The following is a 16,239-nucleotide window of genomic DNA, read 5'->3' on the forward strand; positions in this document are numbered from 1 at the left end:
CGACCCTATCCTCTTCGGCATGGATTTGTCCGCCCCCCTTGCCTGGCTCGTGGACGAGGCAAGCGCCTCGCAGGAGCCGGACCGATTCCTGTCCGACCTTGGCCGCCAGCTCGTCGCCGACGGTCTGCCGCTCTCGGGCGGCGCGCTTACGCTCGCCGTGCCGCATCCGATCATCGCCCGCCGCACCTGGCTTTGGCGAGCCGAGACCGGCGTGGTGATCGAGAGCCTGGGGTTTGCCGACGCCGTCTCCGACCGGGCGGGAGAGGAGTGGCTGGCCGGGCTCGGGCCACTGCTGCAACAATCGACCGGTTCGGGGAATGAACGCGCGTCGCTCGGCTGGGCCGGGACGCGCCCGTTCGGCCCGGAAGAGACGGCGCGGCTTGGTGATGTCGCGCGCTTTGCCGTCGCGCCCCTGGCGGTTCTTGCCGAGCGGGCCGCGCTCACCGCTCTGCTCGACGCCTATCTCGGCCGCCGCAGCGCCGCCCGTGTCCGCGCCGGAGCGCTCACCCGCGGCACCGGCGAAACCATTCGCGCGGCCCTACTCTATGCCGATTTGCGCAACTTCACGGCGCTGTCCGAAACATCGGAACCCGCCGTGGTGATCGCGGCCCTCGACGCCTGGTTCGATCGCCTCGCCGGCGCGATCCATGCCTTTGGCGGCGAGGTGCTGAAATTCATCGGCGACGGCGTTCTGGCGATCTTTCCGGTGAGCGGCTCGCCGAGCGAAGCCTGCGACGCAGCCTTGCGCGCGGTCACCGCCGCGCGCGCCGGCATGGCGCATCTCGACCAGGCCCGGCAGGCCGAGGGGCTACCGCCGCTCTCCTTCGGCGTCGCCCTGCACCTCGGCGACATTCTCTGGGGCAATATAGGTGCCGCCGATAGGCTCGACTTCACAGCCATCGGCCCGGCGGTCAATCTCGTCAGCCGCCTGGAGGGCCTGTGCCGGCCGCTCGGCTGCTCCGTGCTGATCTCCGGTTCCGTGGCTGAGGCCGCGTCGACGCCGCTGCTGCCGCTCGGCGAGCATCCCTTGCGCGGCATCGCAGCACCCTGCGCCGTCTTCACCTTGCCGGACGCGTGACGCAGCCCTTCCACGGCCATGCCGTGAACGGCGAAGCGTCCGTCTTCGACGGTTACACGCGCGTGCGCTCCGCCACCCAGTCGGCGACAAGCGGGCGGTAGAGCCAGGGGATGTTGTTGCAGACGTGGTTGCCATCCTCGAAGATGTGCAGTTCGGCTCCACGCGCACAGATATCTGCGCATTTTACCGCTTCAGAGGGTGGAAAGATCTTGTCGCGTCCGCCGTGGAGGATGAGCGCCGGGGCGGTCGGCGGCGGGCAGCGCGCCAGCGTGAAACGGTCGGCACGTTCGCGAACGTCCGCGCCCCCGAGCGAGAAGCGCATGTTGTCGCGATAGACCTGCGGCAGCGCGTCCCAGAACCCACCGAGATCGAAGAAGCCGTTGATGGAGACGACGCCGGCGAGCGTTGGCACGGACGCGGCGGCGCGCAGGGCAAGAAAGCCGCCGAAGGCCATGCCAACGAGCGCGACCTTGCCCGAAAGGCGCGGGTGCGCCTCTACCGACCGGATGGCCGCCTCAACCGCCGGACCGATGTCCGGGCGCAGCGTACCCATCGAACGGCCCTCACCCTGGCCGGGACCGTCGAGCGAAAGGGTCGCAACGCCGCGGGCATGAAAATGCCGCTCGAAGGCCGGGAATTCCTCCTTGGTCGAATCCGAGCCCGGGATGATCAGCGCCAGCGGGTGTGTGCCGTCTCCGTTCGGCACGCGAAGAACGGCCCGAAGTTCGCCGTCCTCAAAGGGCACAGCGACCATCTCGCCAGACGGATCAAGCAAGGGTGCCGCGAGACGGTAGAGTTCCACCTTTCGCGTGGCGGCCCTCGCCTTTGCCTCCAGATCCTCGAAGGCCATGAATTGTCCGAAATGATAAAAAAGGCTGGCGCGGGCATAGGCTTCGCCGGCAGTCACGTTGCGGCCGGCGACCAGAGCCGCAGCGCCGAGCTCTGCGTGACGCTCGCCCTCCTCGCTCCAGGCAGCAAGCCACTTCTGCCAGACGCCGGCTCGCTCGATGACGGCACGTGCGGTTGCCGACGGGATCCCGGCGACCTCCATGCGCGGGAGCCAATGCTCGACGACACTGACCAATCGGTTCTCATTCTGCGTCATGCATGTTCTCCCGCATGATGTAATTGCTTGGGTCCGCCCCCGACGATACGTGTTCGACGGAGACCGGCTGGAGATCCCCGGGATAGCTCCGGGCTTTCGCGCGATAGCGTTGCGCCCCGATCGACAAAGCTTCGGCCGTCTTTCCGTCAAGAACGCGCACGACCTGTGCGGGCACCCCGAGGACCAGAGCGCCGTCCGGGATGACCATGTTTTCCCGCACCAATGCGCCGGCGCCGATCAGGCATCGCTCACCGATCTGCGCGCCGTTGAGGATCGCCGCCCCCATGCCGACGAGGCTTCCCTTGCCGATCCGGCATCCGTGAATTGTGGCGTTGTGTCCGACGGTAACATCCTCGCTTATCTCCACGGGGTATCCGGGATCGGTGTGAACGACGCATCCGTCCTGGACGTTGCAGCCGCGCCGAAGGATGATCGGCTCGTTGTCGCCGCGCAAGACGGCGTTGAACCAGATACTGACATCCTCTTCGAGCCGCACGTCGCCGATCACCACGGCGCCGGGCGCGACGTAAAATCGTCCATTGGCGGGAACGCGCGGCGCGCGCCCCCCCAGCCGGTAAAGACCCGATGAAACCATCAAATATTCTCCGTTCTGCGGCGGCGCTCAGGTCGGCATGGCGAGCAGGATGGACGCCGGCGCATTGGTGCGGTTGGCGAGCGCACGCGCCTCGCCGGGCGCAAGCCGGCAACTGTCGAGAAAGCCGAGCGTGACGCTCTCGCTGCCGGTTTCGACCGTCACCTCTCCGGCAACGACGATGTAGATCTTCTCGACCGTGGCGTCCTTCAGCGACGTATGACCACCGGGCAGGAGGTGCGACAGGCCGATCCAGATCGTATCGGTTGCCGTCGCCTCCTTTCCCTGGAGCCGCAGGCAGTGCATGCCGTAGTGCTCCGGCGCCTCATAGGATCTGGCATCGCCGTAGCGCGTCACCTGCATCGTCCGCTCCTCCTCAGGGCACCAGCAGCACGCGCTCGGGCGTGCCGCGCAGCACCGAGGCGTAGGCCTTGGCGGCGTCGGCAAAGCCATAGACGGTCGCCGGATTGATCGGGAACGGCTTCAACTTGCCTTCCTCGAACTTCGGCTTGAGCTTGTCGAAGATTCGGGCACCCTCGACCGACGACAGCGCCAGCGTGTCGATGCCGATATATTTGTGACGCCCGCGGAAGAAGTTGAAGATATCGAACGGCACGGCGCGGTCGAAGGTGGAAATGAAGACCTGGCGCGCCTGCTTCGCCATCGCGTTGTTGGCGATCTCGAAATAGGGACTGCCGACCGTGTTGAAGACGATGTCGGCCCCGTGGCCGCCGGTCTTTTCGCGCACGATCGCCGCAACGTCATCCTTGGCGCTGTTGAGCATTTCGACCGGCGCGTTGGTGTGCGCCAGAAGCGGCTGCTCATTGTACTCGACCGCAAAGACCTTGGCGCCGGCCATGGTCGCGAGCTGGATGACCGCCTGCCCGACCTTGCCGTTGCCGCCGCAGACGAGCACGACATCCGTCGGCTGCACGCCGCCGGCTTCGCGCAGGCCCTCAAAGGCGGTGATGAACGGCACGCCGATCGAGCCTGCTTCCTGCATGGTGAAATTCGCAGGCTTGGCGCGCACCGCTTTCTGGTCGAGCACCATCCATTTGGCGTGGCTGCCGTCCTGGGTGATGCCGAGTTCGCCGCCCCCGCCCCAGATTTCCATGCCGATCATCGACGACGGTCCTTCGCGCACGATGCCGCCGAAGTCGCGGCCCGGCGTGCGCGGCCAGATGGCGTGCGGCATGTGCCCGAGGGATGCCTTCACGTCGCTGGGATTGACCCCTGCCGCCACGATCTCGACCAGCACCTGCCCGGGACCCGGCCGCGGCACCGCGACATCGACGACGTCGATCTTGAGATTGTCGAGATCGGGGGATTTTTCCGTCACCCTCAGCGCTCGGGCGATCTTCGCGTCCACCTGAATGTTCATTCTATGCCTCCTTGCAGAAATCGATGCCTATGCACGCAGTCCGAGAATTTCGCGGGCCTGGGAGGGCTCGGCGATCCGGCCGCCGAGCTTCTCGATCAGGTCTCTTGCCCGCTCGACCAGTTCGCCATTGCCTTTGGCGAGCACGCCCTTGGCGATGTAGGAGTTGTCCTCCAGGCCAACCCGAACGTGACCGCCGAGCAGATAGGCCTGAACGGCCATCGGGAACGACATCCGCCCGACGCCGAAGCCGGTCCAGACGGCGTCAGCGGGCAGCATCCGCGCCGCGGTCGCCATCACGTCGGTGGTCGAGGGAAAGCCGTATTTGACGCCGGTGACGATCGTGAACATCGCCGGCGACTTCAACACGCCCGCCTTCAACAGATCCTGCGCCAGCTGGATGTGGCCGGTGTCGAAGACCTCGAGCTCCGGCTTGGAGCCCGCCTCGTTGATAATGTCGGCCATGATCTTGACGTTGGCCGGCGTGTTGATGACGACCTCGGAGCCGAAGGTCATGGTGTTGAGGTCGAGCGTGGCGATATCAGGCTTCAGCGCGACGATGTGCTCGACCCGCTTTTCCGGCCGCATCAGCGTCGTGCGTGGTCCGGCGACCGCCGGGTTCTCGTCGCTCGGGTGGTAGCGGCCACCGGGCCCGGTCGTGACGTTGAGGATCAGCGCCGTGTTCTTGGCCCGGATGAGCTCGACGACCTCGCGGTAGTACTTTAGCTCCATGGAGGGCTTTGCCGTAACCGGATCGCGCACGTGGATGTGGGCGATCGCCGCGCCGGCATCGGCCGCCTCCAGGCAGGCATTGGCGATCTCTTCGGGCGTGACGGGAAGTCCGGGATGGTTTTCCCGCGTCGTAAGATTGCCCGTGACCGCGCAGGTGATGATGACGTTCTGCTGCATCACAAGCCTCCCGCGCCAGGGCGCGACCTGTTTGATCTCTCAGCCATGGTGCGCCACCTTCTTTCCGGAGATCGGAGGCAGCGGCAGGACCGATTGACCCTCCACCAGCTTGAAGTGATAGTTGCAGCTGTAGAAGGGCGCCTCGGCGCCCGGAAACTCCGGGTCCGGGCTATCGTGGCGGAAGAATTTCCCGACGATCTGCTGCTTCGCGCCGAAGACCACGTCGTTGACCAGGGCCTCGTGACTGTCGGAGAAGATCTGGGTGACGAGCGTCTTGTAGCCCGGCGCCGAGACGATGAAGTGGATGTGGGCCGGACGCATCGGTGTCCGCTTCTGCGCTCGCAGCAGGTCGCCAACCGGCCCGTCGGTCGGAACCGGATAGCCTGCCGGCTTCACCGACACGAAGTGAAAATGACCGTCGCCATCCGTGGTGAAACGGCCGCGCAGGTTGAAGTCGTCCTGGGTCTCGTCCTGGTTCTCGTAAAGCCCGACCGGGGACGCCTGCCAGACATCGAGGGTCGCCCCTTCGACGGGTCGGCCGGCTGGATCGGTCACTCGCCCGGTGAAGCAGAGCTGCGATCCCGGCGTATCCGAACGGGCGATGCAGTCGCCGTTTAAGCATTTCGGCGCACCCCCGCGATAGAACGGCCCCAAGAGCGCTGACAGCGTCTCGCCCTGCATGCCGTCATTGTTGATCAGGTCGATCAGCGTCGAAGCGCCGAGCACGTCGGCGGCAAGCACGGTCTCGTTGTGCGCCTCGTTGGTCGCCTGGCCGACCGCCGTGATCCAGCGCAGGGCGTACTCGAATTCCGCCTCGGTCGGGCGCGCTTCCAGCAGGAAGGCGTGCAAATGCCTGACCATCGTGTCCATGATCTGCTTGAGCCGCGGATCGTCGCCGCGCGACATGGCGGCAAGCACCGTCGGCGTGACGTCGGCCTCCTTGGAAATCAGTTCTGCCTCGGGGCTGATATGGCTGTTCATCCCTGTTCTCCTTTCCGCGTCACAGGCCGGACCCGGCGAGCCGAAGTTCGGGCTTGGCCGTCTTCAGGTGCGGATATTTTTCGGTCAGCAGCGACCCGTAGTAATAGGTTTCAGCGAAGGCGCCGGTTGCGCGGATGGCATCGAGCCATCTCTGGATCGCCGGCATCTCCGCCCACATCGAGGACAGTCCGATATCGTCCATCCGGACGATCACCGGCATGATCGCGATATCCGCCAGCGTCAGCTGATCGCCCATGACCCACGGCCCGCCATTGTCGGAAAGCCACGTCGCCATGCGCTGAACGCCGCGCTCAAGGCGGCCGAGCGCTTCTTCCATTTCCGGCTCGGGAAAGCCGGTTCGCCCCATCTTCATCAGGAACTCGCGGCGAAGCGGCTTTGCATCGCAGACCGCCTGGAACTCCTCCGCCGTCATCGCCTGATAGTGCGGCAGGAAGGCGAGGTTGTAGGAAGGCACGCGGATCGCAGGTGTCGGCACTTCGTCGATGAAGCGCATCATCGCCCGCATCGTCGCCGCGCCGAAGGCGTCCCTTGGCCGAAGCCCACCAGGGAGAATGTCTTCCAGATACTCCATGATGACGGCGGAATCGGTGACCGCGCGGCCGTGGTGGACGAGCGAGGGCACGACGCCGTTCGGGTTGATCGCCAGATATTCGGGCTTGAGCTGGTCGCCGGTGAAGAGATCGAGCTTGTGCTCCTTAAAGGCGAGGCCCTTGGCGTTGAGAACGTATCGCACCCGTTGGCTGCACGTCGATTGAGGGGCGTTGTAGAGGATGAAGTCCTGCATCGTCGCCTCTCAATCCCAGTTGAGGACGCGGGGCAGCTTGCCCTTGCGGGCGAGCGTTCCGATCACGCCGTTCGGAAAGAACATCAGCCCGAGAACCATGACGAAACCGGTCGCGAGAATGTTGATCTCGGAGGCGCCGAGGGTCGCCACGAAGATTTCGTTGAAGGCGACGATCAGGATTGCGCCCACGACAGGCCCCGCAATCGTGCCCTTGCCGCCGAGAATGCACATCAGCACCAGGTTTGCCGAAACAAGGATGATCAGGAAGATGTTCGGCCGGAGATAGGTGAGATACTCACCCCAGACTGCACCGGCCATGCCGACAAAGAAGGCGGACAATGCGAAGGCCAGCACCTTGTAGAAGCGGGTGTTGATCCCGGCGCTTTCCGCTTTGACCTCGTCCTTGGAGAGCGCGCGCAGGCCAAGCCCGAACTTGGAATGCTTGATGCGATAGGTCGCCCAAACGGTGAAGGCAGCCATCAGCACGAAGGCGTAGTAGTAGGGCAGCTTCGCCGTCTGAACGGGCAGATCGGTCACTGGCAGCGACAGGCCGTTGGCGCCGCCGATGAACTCCCAGTGGTCGAACAGAATACGGGCGATCATCAGGAGCGCTATCGACGAGATGATGAAGCTCGGGCCACGAACCTTCAGCGTGATGAGGCCAACAATATAGCCGCAGGCCGCGGCCGCCAACCCGGCGAGAGGTGCCGTCAAGAGCGACGAGATGCCGTATCGCGCCAGGAGCACGCCTGAAAAATAGCTGCCGATCGCGAAGAACACCGCGTGGCCGAGCGAGATATAGCCGGCGAACCCGCCGATGATGTTCCAGCCGCTGGCCATGACCGCATAAGAAGCCGTGAACAGGACAAGGTGCAGCAGGTAGTTGTAGTTGCCGGTTAGTTGCAGGAGCGGCAGGGCGAGCAGCACACCGAGAACGGTGAGAGGGAACCACGTGGCGCGGGTCTGGTCATGCTGGCGTGCAAGCTTCTGGTTGTGAATGCGACGGGCCTCGAGCACCGAGCTCGCGTCGGCTTGTTGTAGGTTTACGGCCATTATGCCAACTCCGGTTTTTCGCCGAACAGGCCCTGGGGACGGATCAGCAGGATGACGAAGAGTGCGAGGAAGAAGGTCATGGTCGACCAGGTGGCGCCCACCCAGGTGCCGACGAATGCGGCGATGACCGACAGGAGAAGAGCGGCGACGACGGTGCCGAGCACGCTGCCCATGCCGCCAAGGACGACGACCGACATTAGCATTGCAATCCATTCCCACTGCTTGGCGGGGAAGAAGCTGAAGACGAAGCTCACAAGCGAACCGGCAGCACCAGCAAGCCCGATGCCTATTGCAAAGGCGATCATGCTGATGAGGTTGACGTTGACGCCGAGCAGTTCGGCGGCCTCGCGGTTCTGCGTGGTGGCGCGGATGGCGTAGCCGAGCCGCGAGTAGTTGAGGAACAGCGTCAGCGCGCCGATGATCGCGAGTGACACACAGCCGGCATAGAGTTGCCCTTTCGGGATGAACAGGCTGCCGATGAAGAAGGCGTCCGTCGCATATTCCGGCGAGGTCACGCGCTGGGTGTTGGTGAAGGCGGCGCCGAGGAAGCCTTCAACGATCATCGCCAGCGCGAAGGTAAGAAGTACCGTCATTTCCGAGTAGCGGGCACTTTTGGCCTGGCTCTCGAACATCAGGCGATAGAGCAGCACGCCGATCGCCGCCATGATCAGTGCCGCGATCGGCAGCGTGGCGATCGGGTCGAGGCCCCAGAGCTTGAAGGCCCAATAGCTGACATAGGCGCCGCAGATGATCAGCGACGGATGGGCCAGGTTGACGATGCGCATGACGCCGAAGACCAGCGAAAGTCCGGACCCCATCAGCGCGATTACGCCGCCGAGCGCGAGGCCGAGTATCAGTATCTGAAGAATGTCTGTCATCACGTCCTCCGCTACGCGACCTTGCGGCCGCCGAGGTAAAGTTCCTGGATGCGCGGGTCCGCCAGAACCGCCTCGGCCGGCCCCTCGAAGAGGGTGCGGCCGAGATCGAGCACAACGCCCCAGTCGGAATTCTTGAGGCCCATCATCGCGTTCTGCTCGACGAGCAGGACGGTGACGCCCTCCTGAGACATCATCTTCATGATGTCGAACATCTCCTGGACGATCTTCGGCGCCAGCCCGAGGGAGGGCTCGTCGAGCATGACGATGTCGGGCTTGACGATCAGCGTGCGCGCCATCGCAAGCGTCTGCTGCTGGCCGCCCGACATGGTGCCGGCATGCTGGTCGGCGCGCTCGCGCAGCACCGGAAAGCGCTCGAGGATTTCGTCGATGCGGCGGTCACGAAGCTTTGCGTCGTTGAGCACATATCCGCCCATGCGCAGGTTTTCGCGCACCGTCATCTTCGGAAACAGCGCCCGTTCCTGCGGTACGAAACAGATGCCCTTGCGCAGGATCTGGTCGGGGCGCAGGCCGTTCAGCCGCTCGCCCTTGAAGATGACGTCGCCCTTGCGGATCGTCAGCATGCCGCAGATCGCTTTCAGCAGCGTCGATTTGCCGGCGCCGTTCGGGCCGATGATGCAGTGGACCTTGCCTGGCTCGACCGTCAGCCGCGCGCCATCGAGAATGGCCGGGCCGTCGCCATAGCCGGCGGTGATATTGGTGACTTGCAGGAGATCGCTCATCAGGCCGCTTCCTCTTCCAGTACGCCGCCCAGATAGGCTTCGAGCACATGCGGATCGCGACGCACCACATCGGGCGTGCCGTCGCAGATCACCCGCCCGTGCGCCATGACCACGACGCGATGCGAGAGCCGCATGATCAGGTCCATGTTGTGTTCGACGATCAGCACCGTCAGGCCCTTGGCGTTGAGCGCCCGGATGTGGCCGACGATCTCTTCGAGCAACGTCGGGTTGACGCCGCCGGCGGGCTCGTCGAGCAGGATGATTTTCGGATCGGCCATCAGCAGCGCTGCCAGATCCATCAGCTTCTTCTGGCCGTAGGACAGGTTGTGCCCATCCTCGTAGGCAATGCGGGTGATCCCGAGGAAATCGAGGATCGACATTGCCTTGTCGCGCTCTTCCGCCGAGACCGCCGGCCGGAACAGGTCGGCAAAGCCGCGGCAGCGCGCCTGCACGATCACGTTTTCCAGCACCGTCATGTCAGCGAGGTTGCGCGAGATCTGGAAGGTCCGGCTCAGGCCCTTTGCCGTGATCTTGTGCGGACGCAGATTGTCGATCCGCTCGCCATCCAGCCAGACCTCGCCCGAGGTCGGGACGACGGTGCGGCTGATGCAATTGAAGGCCGTGGTCTTGCCGGCGCCGTTCGGCCCGATGAGTGCCGTGATCGAGCCTTTCTCGACCTTGAAGCTTGCGCCGTCCACGGCGCGAATTCCGCCGTAGTGCTTGCACAGGTTCTTAACCTCGAGCATCCGCGCGATCTCCTTGTACTAGAAATTGGGTACTAAATGCCTGCCTATCGGGAGGGCGCCTCGCGAGCGAAACACCCTCCTCTGCCTCGCAAAGGGTCAGAAACCGGACTTGGGATAGCGGAAGGGCACGATGCCCTCGAACTGGCCGGTCGGGTAGACGAAGGTCAGCTTGCCATCCTGCCACTGGGTCATGATGTGCGACTTTTCGACGGGCAGGCCGAGATCGTCCCAGCTGAAATCGCCGAGCACTGTATGGACAGGCTGTTCCTTGGTGCGGGCGTGCAGCCATTCGCCCATCTTGGCGTTATCCGTGCTGCCGGCGCCAACCATGGCCTGCTCGATACCCTGGCAGACGGCGAAGGGGATGGCGCTGTCTTCATCCGGCTCGACACCATATTCGGCTTCGAACGCCTTCACAAAATCGGCGTTGTCGAAGGGCTTTCCGGCAAGCGTGCTCTTGAACGGAACATCCTTGTGCCAGGTGGTGTGGATGACGACGCCATCGGCCGCGTCGTTCCCCACACCCTCGATGAACTCCGTCTGGGCACCCTGGCTGAGATAGACGAGCTTTGCCGATGCGCCGACGGTCTTGAGCGCCCGCATGAGCTGGACCGCCTCTTCCGCGGAAGCCGTCAGGCCGACGATCATTTCAGCGCCGGAGCGCTTGATCGAATTGGCAAGGTTCAGCCAGTCGTTGAAGCCTTCCTCGGGCCACTTCTCCTCCATGACCACCTCGATGCCGGCTTCCTTGAAGTAACCGGGCGCGAGGTCGGCGATTTCCTTGTCGTTGGCGGGATCGATCACCTTCTGGCCGAGAAGGCCGGTGGCGATCGCATTGGCGAAGAAGTCGTCGGCATGGACGACGGCGACCGTCTTCGGCGCATCCGCCGGATCCTTGATCTCCTTCAGGAGGCCGATCACGTCCTTGCCGGTGTATTCGGCAGCATTGACCTGGAAATAGAAGAGGTTTTTGTAGCCCTGGGCATAGATCCGGAGCGCACCGCCCGAGGGAACCGGGTGAACCATGTTGTACTTGGACAGAACGTTGCCGACCGGAAAGGTCAAGCGGCTCGAGAACGTACCGTAGACGGCATCGACCTTGTCGACGTTGATGAAGCGTTCGTACTGATTGATGGCCGTCGCAGGGTCGGAGCGATTGTCGCTGACGATCAGCTCCACCTGCTTGCCGAGAATGCCGCCCGCTTCATTGATGAGCTTGTTGCAGAGTTCGTAGCCCCGCTTATGCTTCTCGCCGCTGACCGAAAGGCCACCGGTGATCGGCAGCGATGCGCCGATCCGTATTGTTTCCGCAGCGCTCGCAACGGTGCTTGCCGAAAGCACACTGACGGTTGCTGCCGCGATCAGCCGATTGAGTCCCATTTTGTCTCCTCCCAGACATTTGTGCGCAATCGTTTGCATTGAAGCGAAAAACAAATCGCCCGGCCACGCCGGACGACACTTGCGCACTGTTCGATCGACGGCAGGCCAGCTCCTCAACTGCTCTGCCGCAAACTGAATATGCAAACGATTGCACATGGGCGATTATGCGCACCGTTTGCGCTTTGTCAAGCATCCATGCGAACGATTGCAAAACCTCCGGCAGGATTTTAAATGGAGGCGAGAGGTGACACATGCAGAAGAAACGAACCACGCTGAAGGACATTGCGCGCGCGACCGGCGTTCATGTGTCGACCGTATCGCGCGCCCTTGACCCGACCGAGCGCAAGAGCATCACGCCAGAGGTCGTGGCGAAGATCCAGGCCGCGGCGGAACGTCTGGATTATCGCCCCAACCGCATCGCCTTCGGGCTTCGCACCAACCGGACGATGACGGTCGGCGTCGTCATTCCGGATATCACCAACCCGATTTTCCCACCGATCCTGCGCGGGATCGAAAGCGTTCTGGAACCGCTCGGCTATGCGTCGATCATCGTCAACACCGACAGCGAGCGCGAGCGCGAGGTTCGCCTTCTCGAAGTGTTGCGCGATCGGGGTGTCGACGGACTTATCCATGCAGCGGTGCTCAGAAGCGACCCCTCGATCGCCAAGGCTGCCCAGGACGGCCTGTCGGTAGTGACGCTGAACCGGCGCGTGGAGAATTCGAACATCCCCTATGTCATCAATGACGAGGACATGGGCATCTGCGAAATGCTGCGCCACCTGACGAAACTCGGCCACCGGCGGATCGCGCATCTGGCCGGGCCGCAGGATCTCTCGACCGGGCAGCTACGCCTGGCCGCCTTCCGCAACGCCGCCGAGAGAATGTCGATCGACATCGACCCGCAGCTCATCGTCACCGCCATGCGCTTCGACGAGGACGAAGGCGCCCGCTGCTCGCGCGAGCTGCTCGCCTCCGGATACGACTTTACCGCCGTGCTCTGCGCAAACGACCGCCTGGCGCTCGGCTGCATCGACGTCTTGCGGGAAAACGGCCTCGACTGTCCATCGGACATTTCCGTCAGCGGCTTCAACGACATGCCGTTCCTGCAACTCGCGCGTCCAAGGCTCACCACCGTCCGCATCCAGCAGTATGATGCGGGCATCACCGCCGCATCGATCCTGCTGCGCCTGATGAATGCCGGCGCGGACGACGACATTCCGCTCGAGACCGTGCTGCCGGTGGAGCTCCTGGAACGCGAAAGCACGGGACCGGTGGCAGCGCAGAAGCGCTGACAATCGCCAGCCGGCAGTTCGCGACGGATCGGCGGCTTCGGCCCCTTCTCACCGCTTTTCCCCTGCGAACGCCTCTGCGCGGGCGTCCGCCGCGAACCTTTATGCAATCGATTGCCTATTGTTTCGTGCAATCGATTGCCCTAAGGTCGCATCGATCAACCGTCAAATTGCCGGGCGGACGTTTCCGTCGGCTTGAAAGACATCACGTCAAGAGGGAGGAACTTATGGCGTATCCGCGGTCCTTGGTTGGAAAGACAGTTCTCGTCATCGGCGGAAACGGCGCAATCGGCGCCGCGACAGGGCGCCTGTTTGCAGACGCGGGAGCGACCGTGCTGATCACCCACACGCCGCGTGAACAGGGGGCCGCAAGCGCGGACGCGGTGATTTCCTCCCTTGCGAACGCTGAACGTCATGCCCGATATGCCGTCGACATCACGGATTCCTGCGCTCTTGGCGACCTTGCCCGCACCATCGAACAGAAATTCGGCAAGCTCGATGTGCTGGTCAACGCCGCGGGCTTCACCAAGCCTATCGCCCACCGGGATCTCGACGCGCTGACGGATGAACTGATCGACGACATCTTCAAGGTGAACTGGCGAAGCCAATTCGCGGCGATCCGCGCCTTCGCGCCACTTTTGAAAAAATCCGGCGACGGGCTCGTCGTCTCCATCTCGTCGATCGCCGCCTTCACCGGTATTGGCTCAAATATCGCCTATTGCGCCGCCAAGGCCGGCATCGACGTGATGACCAAGGCGCTCGCCCGCGTCCTTGCCCCGGAAATCCGGGTCCTTGCAGTTTCTCCTGGTGTCGTCGACACGCAATTCGTCCCCGGGCGAGGCTCGGACTTCAACGACAAGGTCGCGTCCTCGACCCCGCTCGGCCGCATCGGCGAAGTCGACGACATCGCCGCCGCCATCCTGGCGAGCGCGACGTTGCTCGGCTTTTCGACCGGCCACATCATCCAGGTGGATGGCGGCCGGGCGCTCTGAGACCACAGAACTCCGCATCCGCGCGACAGAGTGGTCGCGCGGATGTCTCGTCCCTCCTATAGTCCAGGGCACAGCGACGGCGCGGATAACGGTTGCAGGAAGGTAGGGACGAAATGGTCGAAAAGGTCATCGATAACACTCAGGCGTCTCGATTCGAGCTGCCGATCGGCGACGAGATCGCCGTTGCCTACTATCGGCTGGAGGACGGCCGGGTCGTTCTCACGCACACGGAAGTGCCGCAGACCCTGTCGGGACAGGGGATCGGCACGCGGCTTGCGACCGGCGTCTTCGACATTCTTCGCGCGCGAAACGCACGGGTGATCGCCAAGTGCCCGTTTATGGCCGCTTTTGCGGCCAAACACCCCGAATATATGGCGCTTCTCGACGGCTGAACGCCCGGCAATGCTGAGCCAGACGGTGGCCGTGACCACCGCCTGGCTGGATGACGGGGCGGCGTGCCCGGGCACCTCAGTCTTGAGGCGGCGTCTGGTCAACCCCATCGTGCAGGGCGCGGCAGATCGCGAAAAGCTCCGGAGGCAATCGTTGGCCGAAGGACTGCAGCAAGGCGTCGTGGCTTTGCAGCTCCTTGGCGAGTTCGGCCGGATCGAGCTTCATCAGCGCGTCGAAGGTCTGGCGGTCATAGTCGAGGCCATGCCAGTCGATGTCGTCATAGCCCGGCACAAGGCCGATCGACGTGGCTTTTCCGCCGCCAGTCCTCTCTGTCCTCTGCACGATCCATTTGAGCACGCGCATATTTTGCCGGAAGCCCGGCCAGAGAAATGCACCGTCCTCGTCACGCCGGAACCAGTTGACGCGGAAGATTGCCGGCGCATTCACAAGCCGGTCGCCCATCGAAAGCCAGTGGGCAAAATAGTCGGCCATGTTGTAGCCGCAGAAAGGCAGCATCGCGAAGGGATCGCGCCGGGTCGCGGCCTGATTTTCCGCGGCCGCCGTCGCTTCCGACCCCAGCGTTGCCGCCCAGTAGATGCCCTCGCGCCAGTCCCTTGCCTCAAAGACGAGCGGAAAAGTGTGGGAAAGCCGCCCGCCGAAGATGAAGGCCGAGATCGGCACGCCGGCGGGGTGCGCGGCCGATGGGTCCATGCTCGGGCAGCGGTCGCGCGAAACGGTGAAACGGGCGTTCGGATGCGCGGCCGGGCGACCGGCCTGAGGCGTCCAGTCGAGACCGCGCCAGTCCACCAACGCCGGCGGCGCCTCCTCCGTCAAGCCCTCCCACCAGACGTCGCCGTCGGGCGTCAGCGCGCAATTGGTGAAGATGGTCTCGCGCGCGATCGCCGCCATCATGTTGGGATTGGTCTTCTCGTTGGTGCCCGGGGCAACCCCGAAGAAGCCCGTTTCCGGATTGATGGCCCGCAGCCTGCCGTCCGCATCCGGCCGGATCCAGGCGATGTCGTCGCCGACCGTCTTGACCTTCCATCCCGCAAAACCCTCGGGCGGCAGAAGCATGGCGAAATTGGTCTTGCCGCAGGCGGACGGAAAGGCGGCCGCGACATAGGTCGTTTTCCCAGTGGGATCCTCCACGCCCATGATCAGCATGTGCTCGGCAAGCCACCCCTCCTGTCGGCCCTTCAGCGAGGCCGTGCGCAGTGCCAGGCACTTTTTCCCGAGAAGCGCATTGCCGCCGTAGCCGGAACCGAAGGATGCGATCGAGCCGTCGTCCTGGAAGCTCACAATATATTTGTGCTCCGCGTTGCAGGGCCACGGCACATCGCGGTCGCCGGGCGCGAGCGGGGCTCCGACCGAGTGCAGGCAGCGCACGAATTCGCGCGTGCCAAGTGCGCGCAGGACCGGCAGGCCGATATGCGCCATCAACTTCATGCTGACCGCGACATAGGCGGAATCGGTGATCTGAACCCCGATCATCGCAAGGTCCGAGCCGGGTTCCCCCATGGAGAACGGGATCACATACATGGTGCGCCCGCGCATCGATCCCTTGAACAATCGCGAAAGCTCGACGCGCATGCTGGCCGGATCTGCCCAATTGTTGGTGGGCCCTGCGTCCTCCCGACTGGAGGTGCAGACGAAAGTGCGATGTTCGAGGCGGGCGACATCGCCGGGATCGGAGCGGCAGAGGAACGAGTTTGGGCGCTTCGCTTCGTTCAACCGGATAAAGGTGCCCGCGGCGACAAGGGTGCTGCACAGACGCCTGTATTCCGCATCGCTGCCGTCGCAGACATGGACCTGATCCGGTTCGCACAGGGCCCGAACCTCGTCGATCCATTGGCTGAGAACGGGGTTGGTTATGACAGTCGGGTCTTGCATGGATGCGTCTCTCGCTTGGCAATAATGAATTCG

At 63.8% G+C, this 16,239-nt stretch carries 17 protein-coding genes; 4 read left to right on the plus strand and 13 right to left on the minus strand.

The features are described from left to right. Window positions 1-19: 19 nt before the first annotated feature. On the plus strand, window positions 20-1,078 hold the full coding sequence (locus IB263_RS13435) for an adenylate/guanylate cyclase domain-containing protein (RefSeq protein ID WP_060606113.1): 1,059 nt from the start codon (window positions 20-22) through the stop codon (window positions 1,076-1,078). Window positions 1,079-1,130: 52 nt separating this feature from the next. Here IB263_RS13435 and IB263_RS13440 read toward each other — a convergent pair whose 3' ends face one another. The 12 genes from IB263_RS13440 to IB263_RS13495 all read right to left on the minus strand — a co-directional run bounded on the left by IB263_RS13440 (window position 1,131) and on the right by IB263_RS13495 (window position 11,645). Further along, entirely contained in the window at window positions 1,131-2,183 is a 1,053-nt protein-coding gene (locus IB263_RS13440) for a S9 family peptidase (RefSeq protein ID WP_060606117.1), read from the minus strand. Continuing rightward, on the minus strand, window positions 2,170-2,778 hold the full coding sequence (locus IB263_RS13445; protein WP_063894936.1) for a gamma carbonic anhydrase family protein: 609 nt from the start codon (window positions 2,776-2,778) through the stop codon (window positions 2,170-2,172). Before IB263_RS13445 ends, IB263_RS13440 begins: the two co-directional genes overlap by 14 nt. A 27-nt stretch (window positions 2,779-2,805) precedes the next feature. After that, on the minus strand, window positions 2,806-3,138 hold the full coding sequence (locus tag IB263_RS13450) for a cupin domain-containing protein (RefSeq protein WP_060519216.1): 333 nt from the start codon (window positions 3,136-3,138) through the stop codon (window positions 2,806-2,808). A gap of 13 nt (window positions 3,139-3,151) precedes the next feature. After that, window positions 3,152-4,156 carry a zinc-binding alcohol dehydrogenase family protein gene (locus IB263_RS13455; protein ID WP_051659175.1) on the minus strand — a complete coding sequence of 335 codons (1,005 nt, stop codon included), beginning with the start codon at window positions 4,154-4,156 and terminating at the stop codon, window positions 3,152-3,154. Between the two features lie 27 nt (window positions 4,157-4,183). Beyond that, on the minus strand, window positions 4,184-5,062 hold the full coding sequence (locus IB263_RS13460; RefSeq protein WP_060528989.1) for a 3-keto-5-aminohexanoate cleavage protein: 879 nt from the start codon (window positions 5,060-5,062) through the stop codon (window positions 4,184-4,186). 39 nt (window positions 5,063-5,101) lie between these two features. After that, entirely contained in the window at window positions 5,102-6,043 is a 942-nt protein-coding gene (locus tag IB263_RS13465; RefSeq protein ID WP_083523680.1) for a dioxygenase, read from the minus strand. Between the two features lie 19 nt (window positions 6,044-6,062). Continuing rightward, window positions 6,063-6,848 carry a glutathione S-transferase family protein gene (locus tag IB263_RS13470; RefSeq protein WP_060606124.1) on the minus strand — a complete coding sequence of 262 codons (786 nt, stop codon included), beginning with the start codon at window positions 6,846-6,848 and terminating at the stop codon, window positions 6,063-6,065. A gap of 9 nt (window positions 6,849-6,857) precedes the next feature. Next, window positions 6,858-7,901 carry a branched-chain amino acid ABC transporter permease gene (locus tag IB263_RS13475; protein WP_192438598.1) on the minus strand — a complete coding sequence of 348 codons (1,044 nt, stop codon included), beginning with the start codon at window positions 7,899-7,901 and terminating at the stop codon, window positions 6,858-6,860. Continuing rightward, the gene (locus IB263_RS13480) at window positions 7,901-8,779 is read right to left on the minus strand and encodes a branched-chain amino acid ABC transporter permease (RefSeq protein WP_034789820.1); all 879 of its coding nucleotides are present in this window, start codon (window positions 8,777-8,779) and stop codon (window positions 7,901-7,903) included. The genes IB263_RS13475 and IB263_RS13480 overlap by 1 nt, the downstream gene beginning before the upstream one ends. An 11-nt stretch (window positions 8,780-8,790) precedes the next feature. Beyond that, window positions 8,791-9,519 (minus strand): ABC transporter ATP-binding protein, encoded by a 729-nt coding sequence (locus IB263_RS13485; protein WP_034789822.1) that lies wholly within the window; start codon window positions 9,517-9,519, stop codon window positions 8,791-8,793. Beyond that, on the minus strand, window positions 9,519-10,265 hold the full coding sequence (locus tag IB263_RS13490) for an ABC transporter ATP-binding protein (RefSeq protein WP_034789824.1): 747 nt from the start codon (window positions 10,263-10,265) through the stop codon (window positions 9,519-9,521). Before IB263_RS13490 ends, IB263_RS13485 begins: the two co-directional genes overlap by 1 nt. A gap of 96 nt (window positions 10,266-10,361) precedes the next feature. Then, window positions 10,362-11,645: an amino acid ABC transporter substrate-binding protein gene (locus IB263_RS13495; RefSeq protein WP_060606129.1), complete on the minus strand. Its 1,284-nt coding sequence runs from the start codon at window positions 11,643-11,645 to the stop codon at window positions 10,362-10,364. A 251-nt stretch (window positions 11,646-11,896) separates the two neighbouring features. Here IB263_RS13495 and IB263_RS13500 point away from each other — a divergent pair, with 251 nt between their 5' ends. From IB263_RS13500 to IB263_RS13510, 3 genes are all read left to right on the plus strand, one after another. Further along, a complete protein-coding gene (locus IB263_RS13500) occupies window positions 11,897-12,937 on the plus strand; it encodes a LacI family DNA-binding transcriptional regulator (RefSeq protein ID WP_060606132.1) in 1,041 nt (346 codons plus the stop codon). 224 nt (window positions 12,938-13,161) lie between these two features. After that, complete coding sequence (locus tag IB263_RS13505) at window positions 13,162-13,926, plus strand: SDR family NAD(P)-dependent oxidoreductase (protein ID WP_060606136.1); 765 nt, start codon at window positions 13,162-13,164, stop codon at window positions 13,924-13,926. A 113-nt stretch (window positions 13,927-14,039) separates the two neighbouring features. Continuing rightward, window positions 14,040-14,318 carry a GNAT family N-acetyltransferase gene (locus IB263_RS13510; protein ID WP_060606140.1) on the plus strand — a complete coding sequence of 93 codons (279 nt, stop codon included), beginning with the start codon at window positions 14,040-14,042 and terminating at the stop codon, window positions 14,316-14,318. A 76-nt stretch (window positions 14,319-14,394) separates the two neighbouring features. On the opposite strand, the gene IB263_RS13515 is transcribed toward IB263_RS13510, so the two are convergent. Next, window positions 14,395-16,206, minus strand: a complete 1,812-nt coding sequence (locus IB263_RS13515; RefSeq protein ID WP_089042976.1) for a phosphoenolpyruvate carboxykinase (GTP) — start codon at window positions 16,204-16,206, stop codon at window positions 14,395-14,397. Between the last annotated feature and the right edge of the window lie 33 nt (window positions 16,207-16,239).

Origin of the sequence: Ensifer sp. ENS03 (assembly GCF_014852035.1) — a bacterium.
Lineage (GTDB): Bacteria > Pseudomonadota > Alphaproteobacteria > Rhizobiales > Rhizobiaceae > Ensifer > Ensifer adhaerens.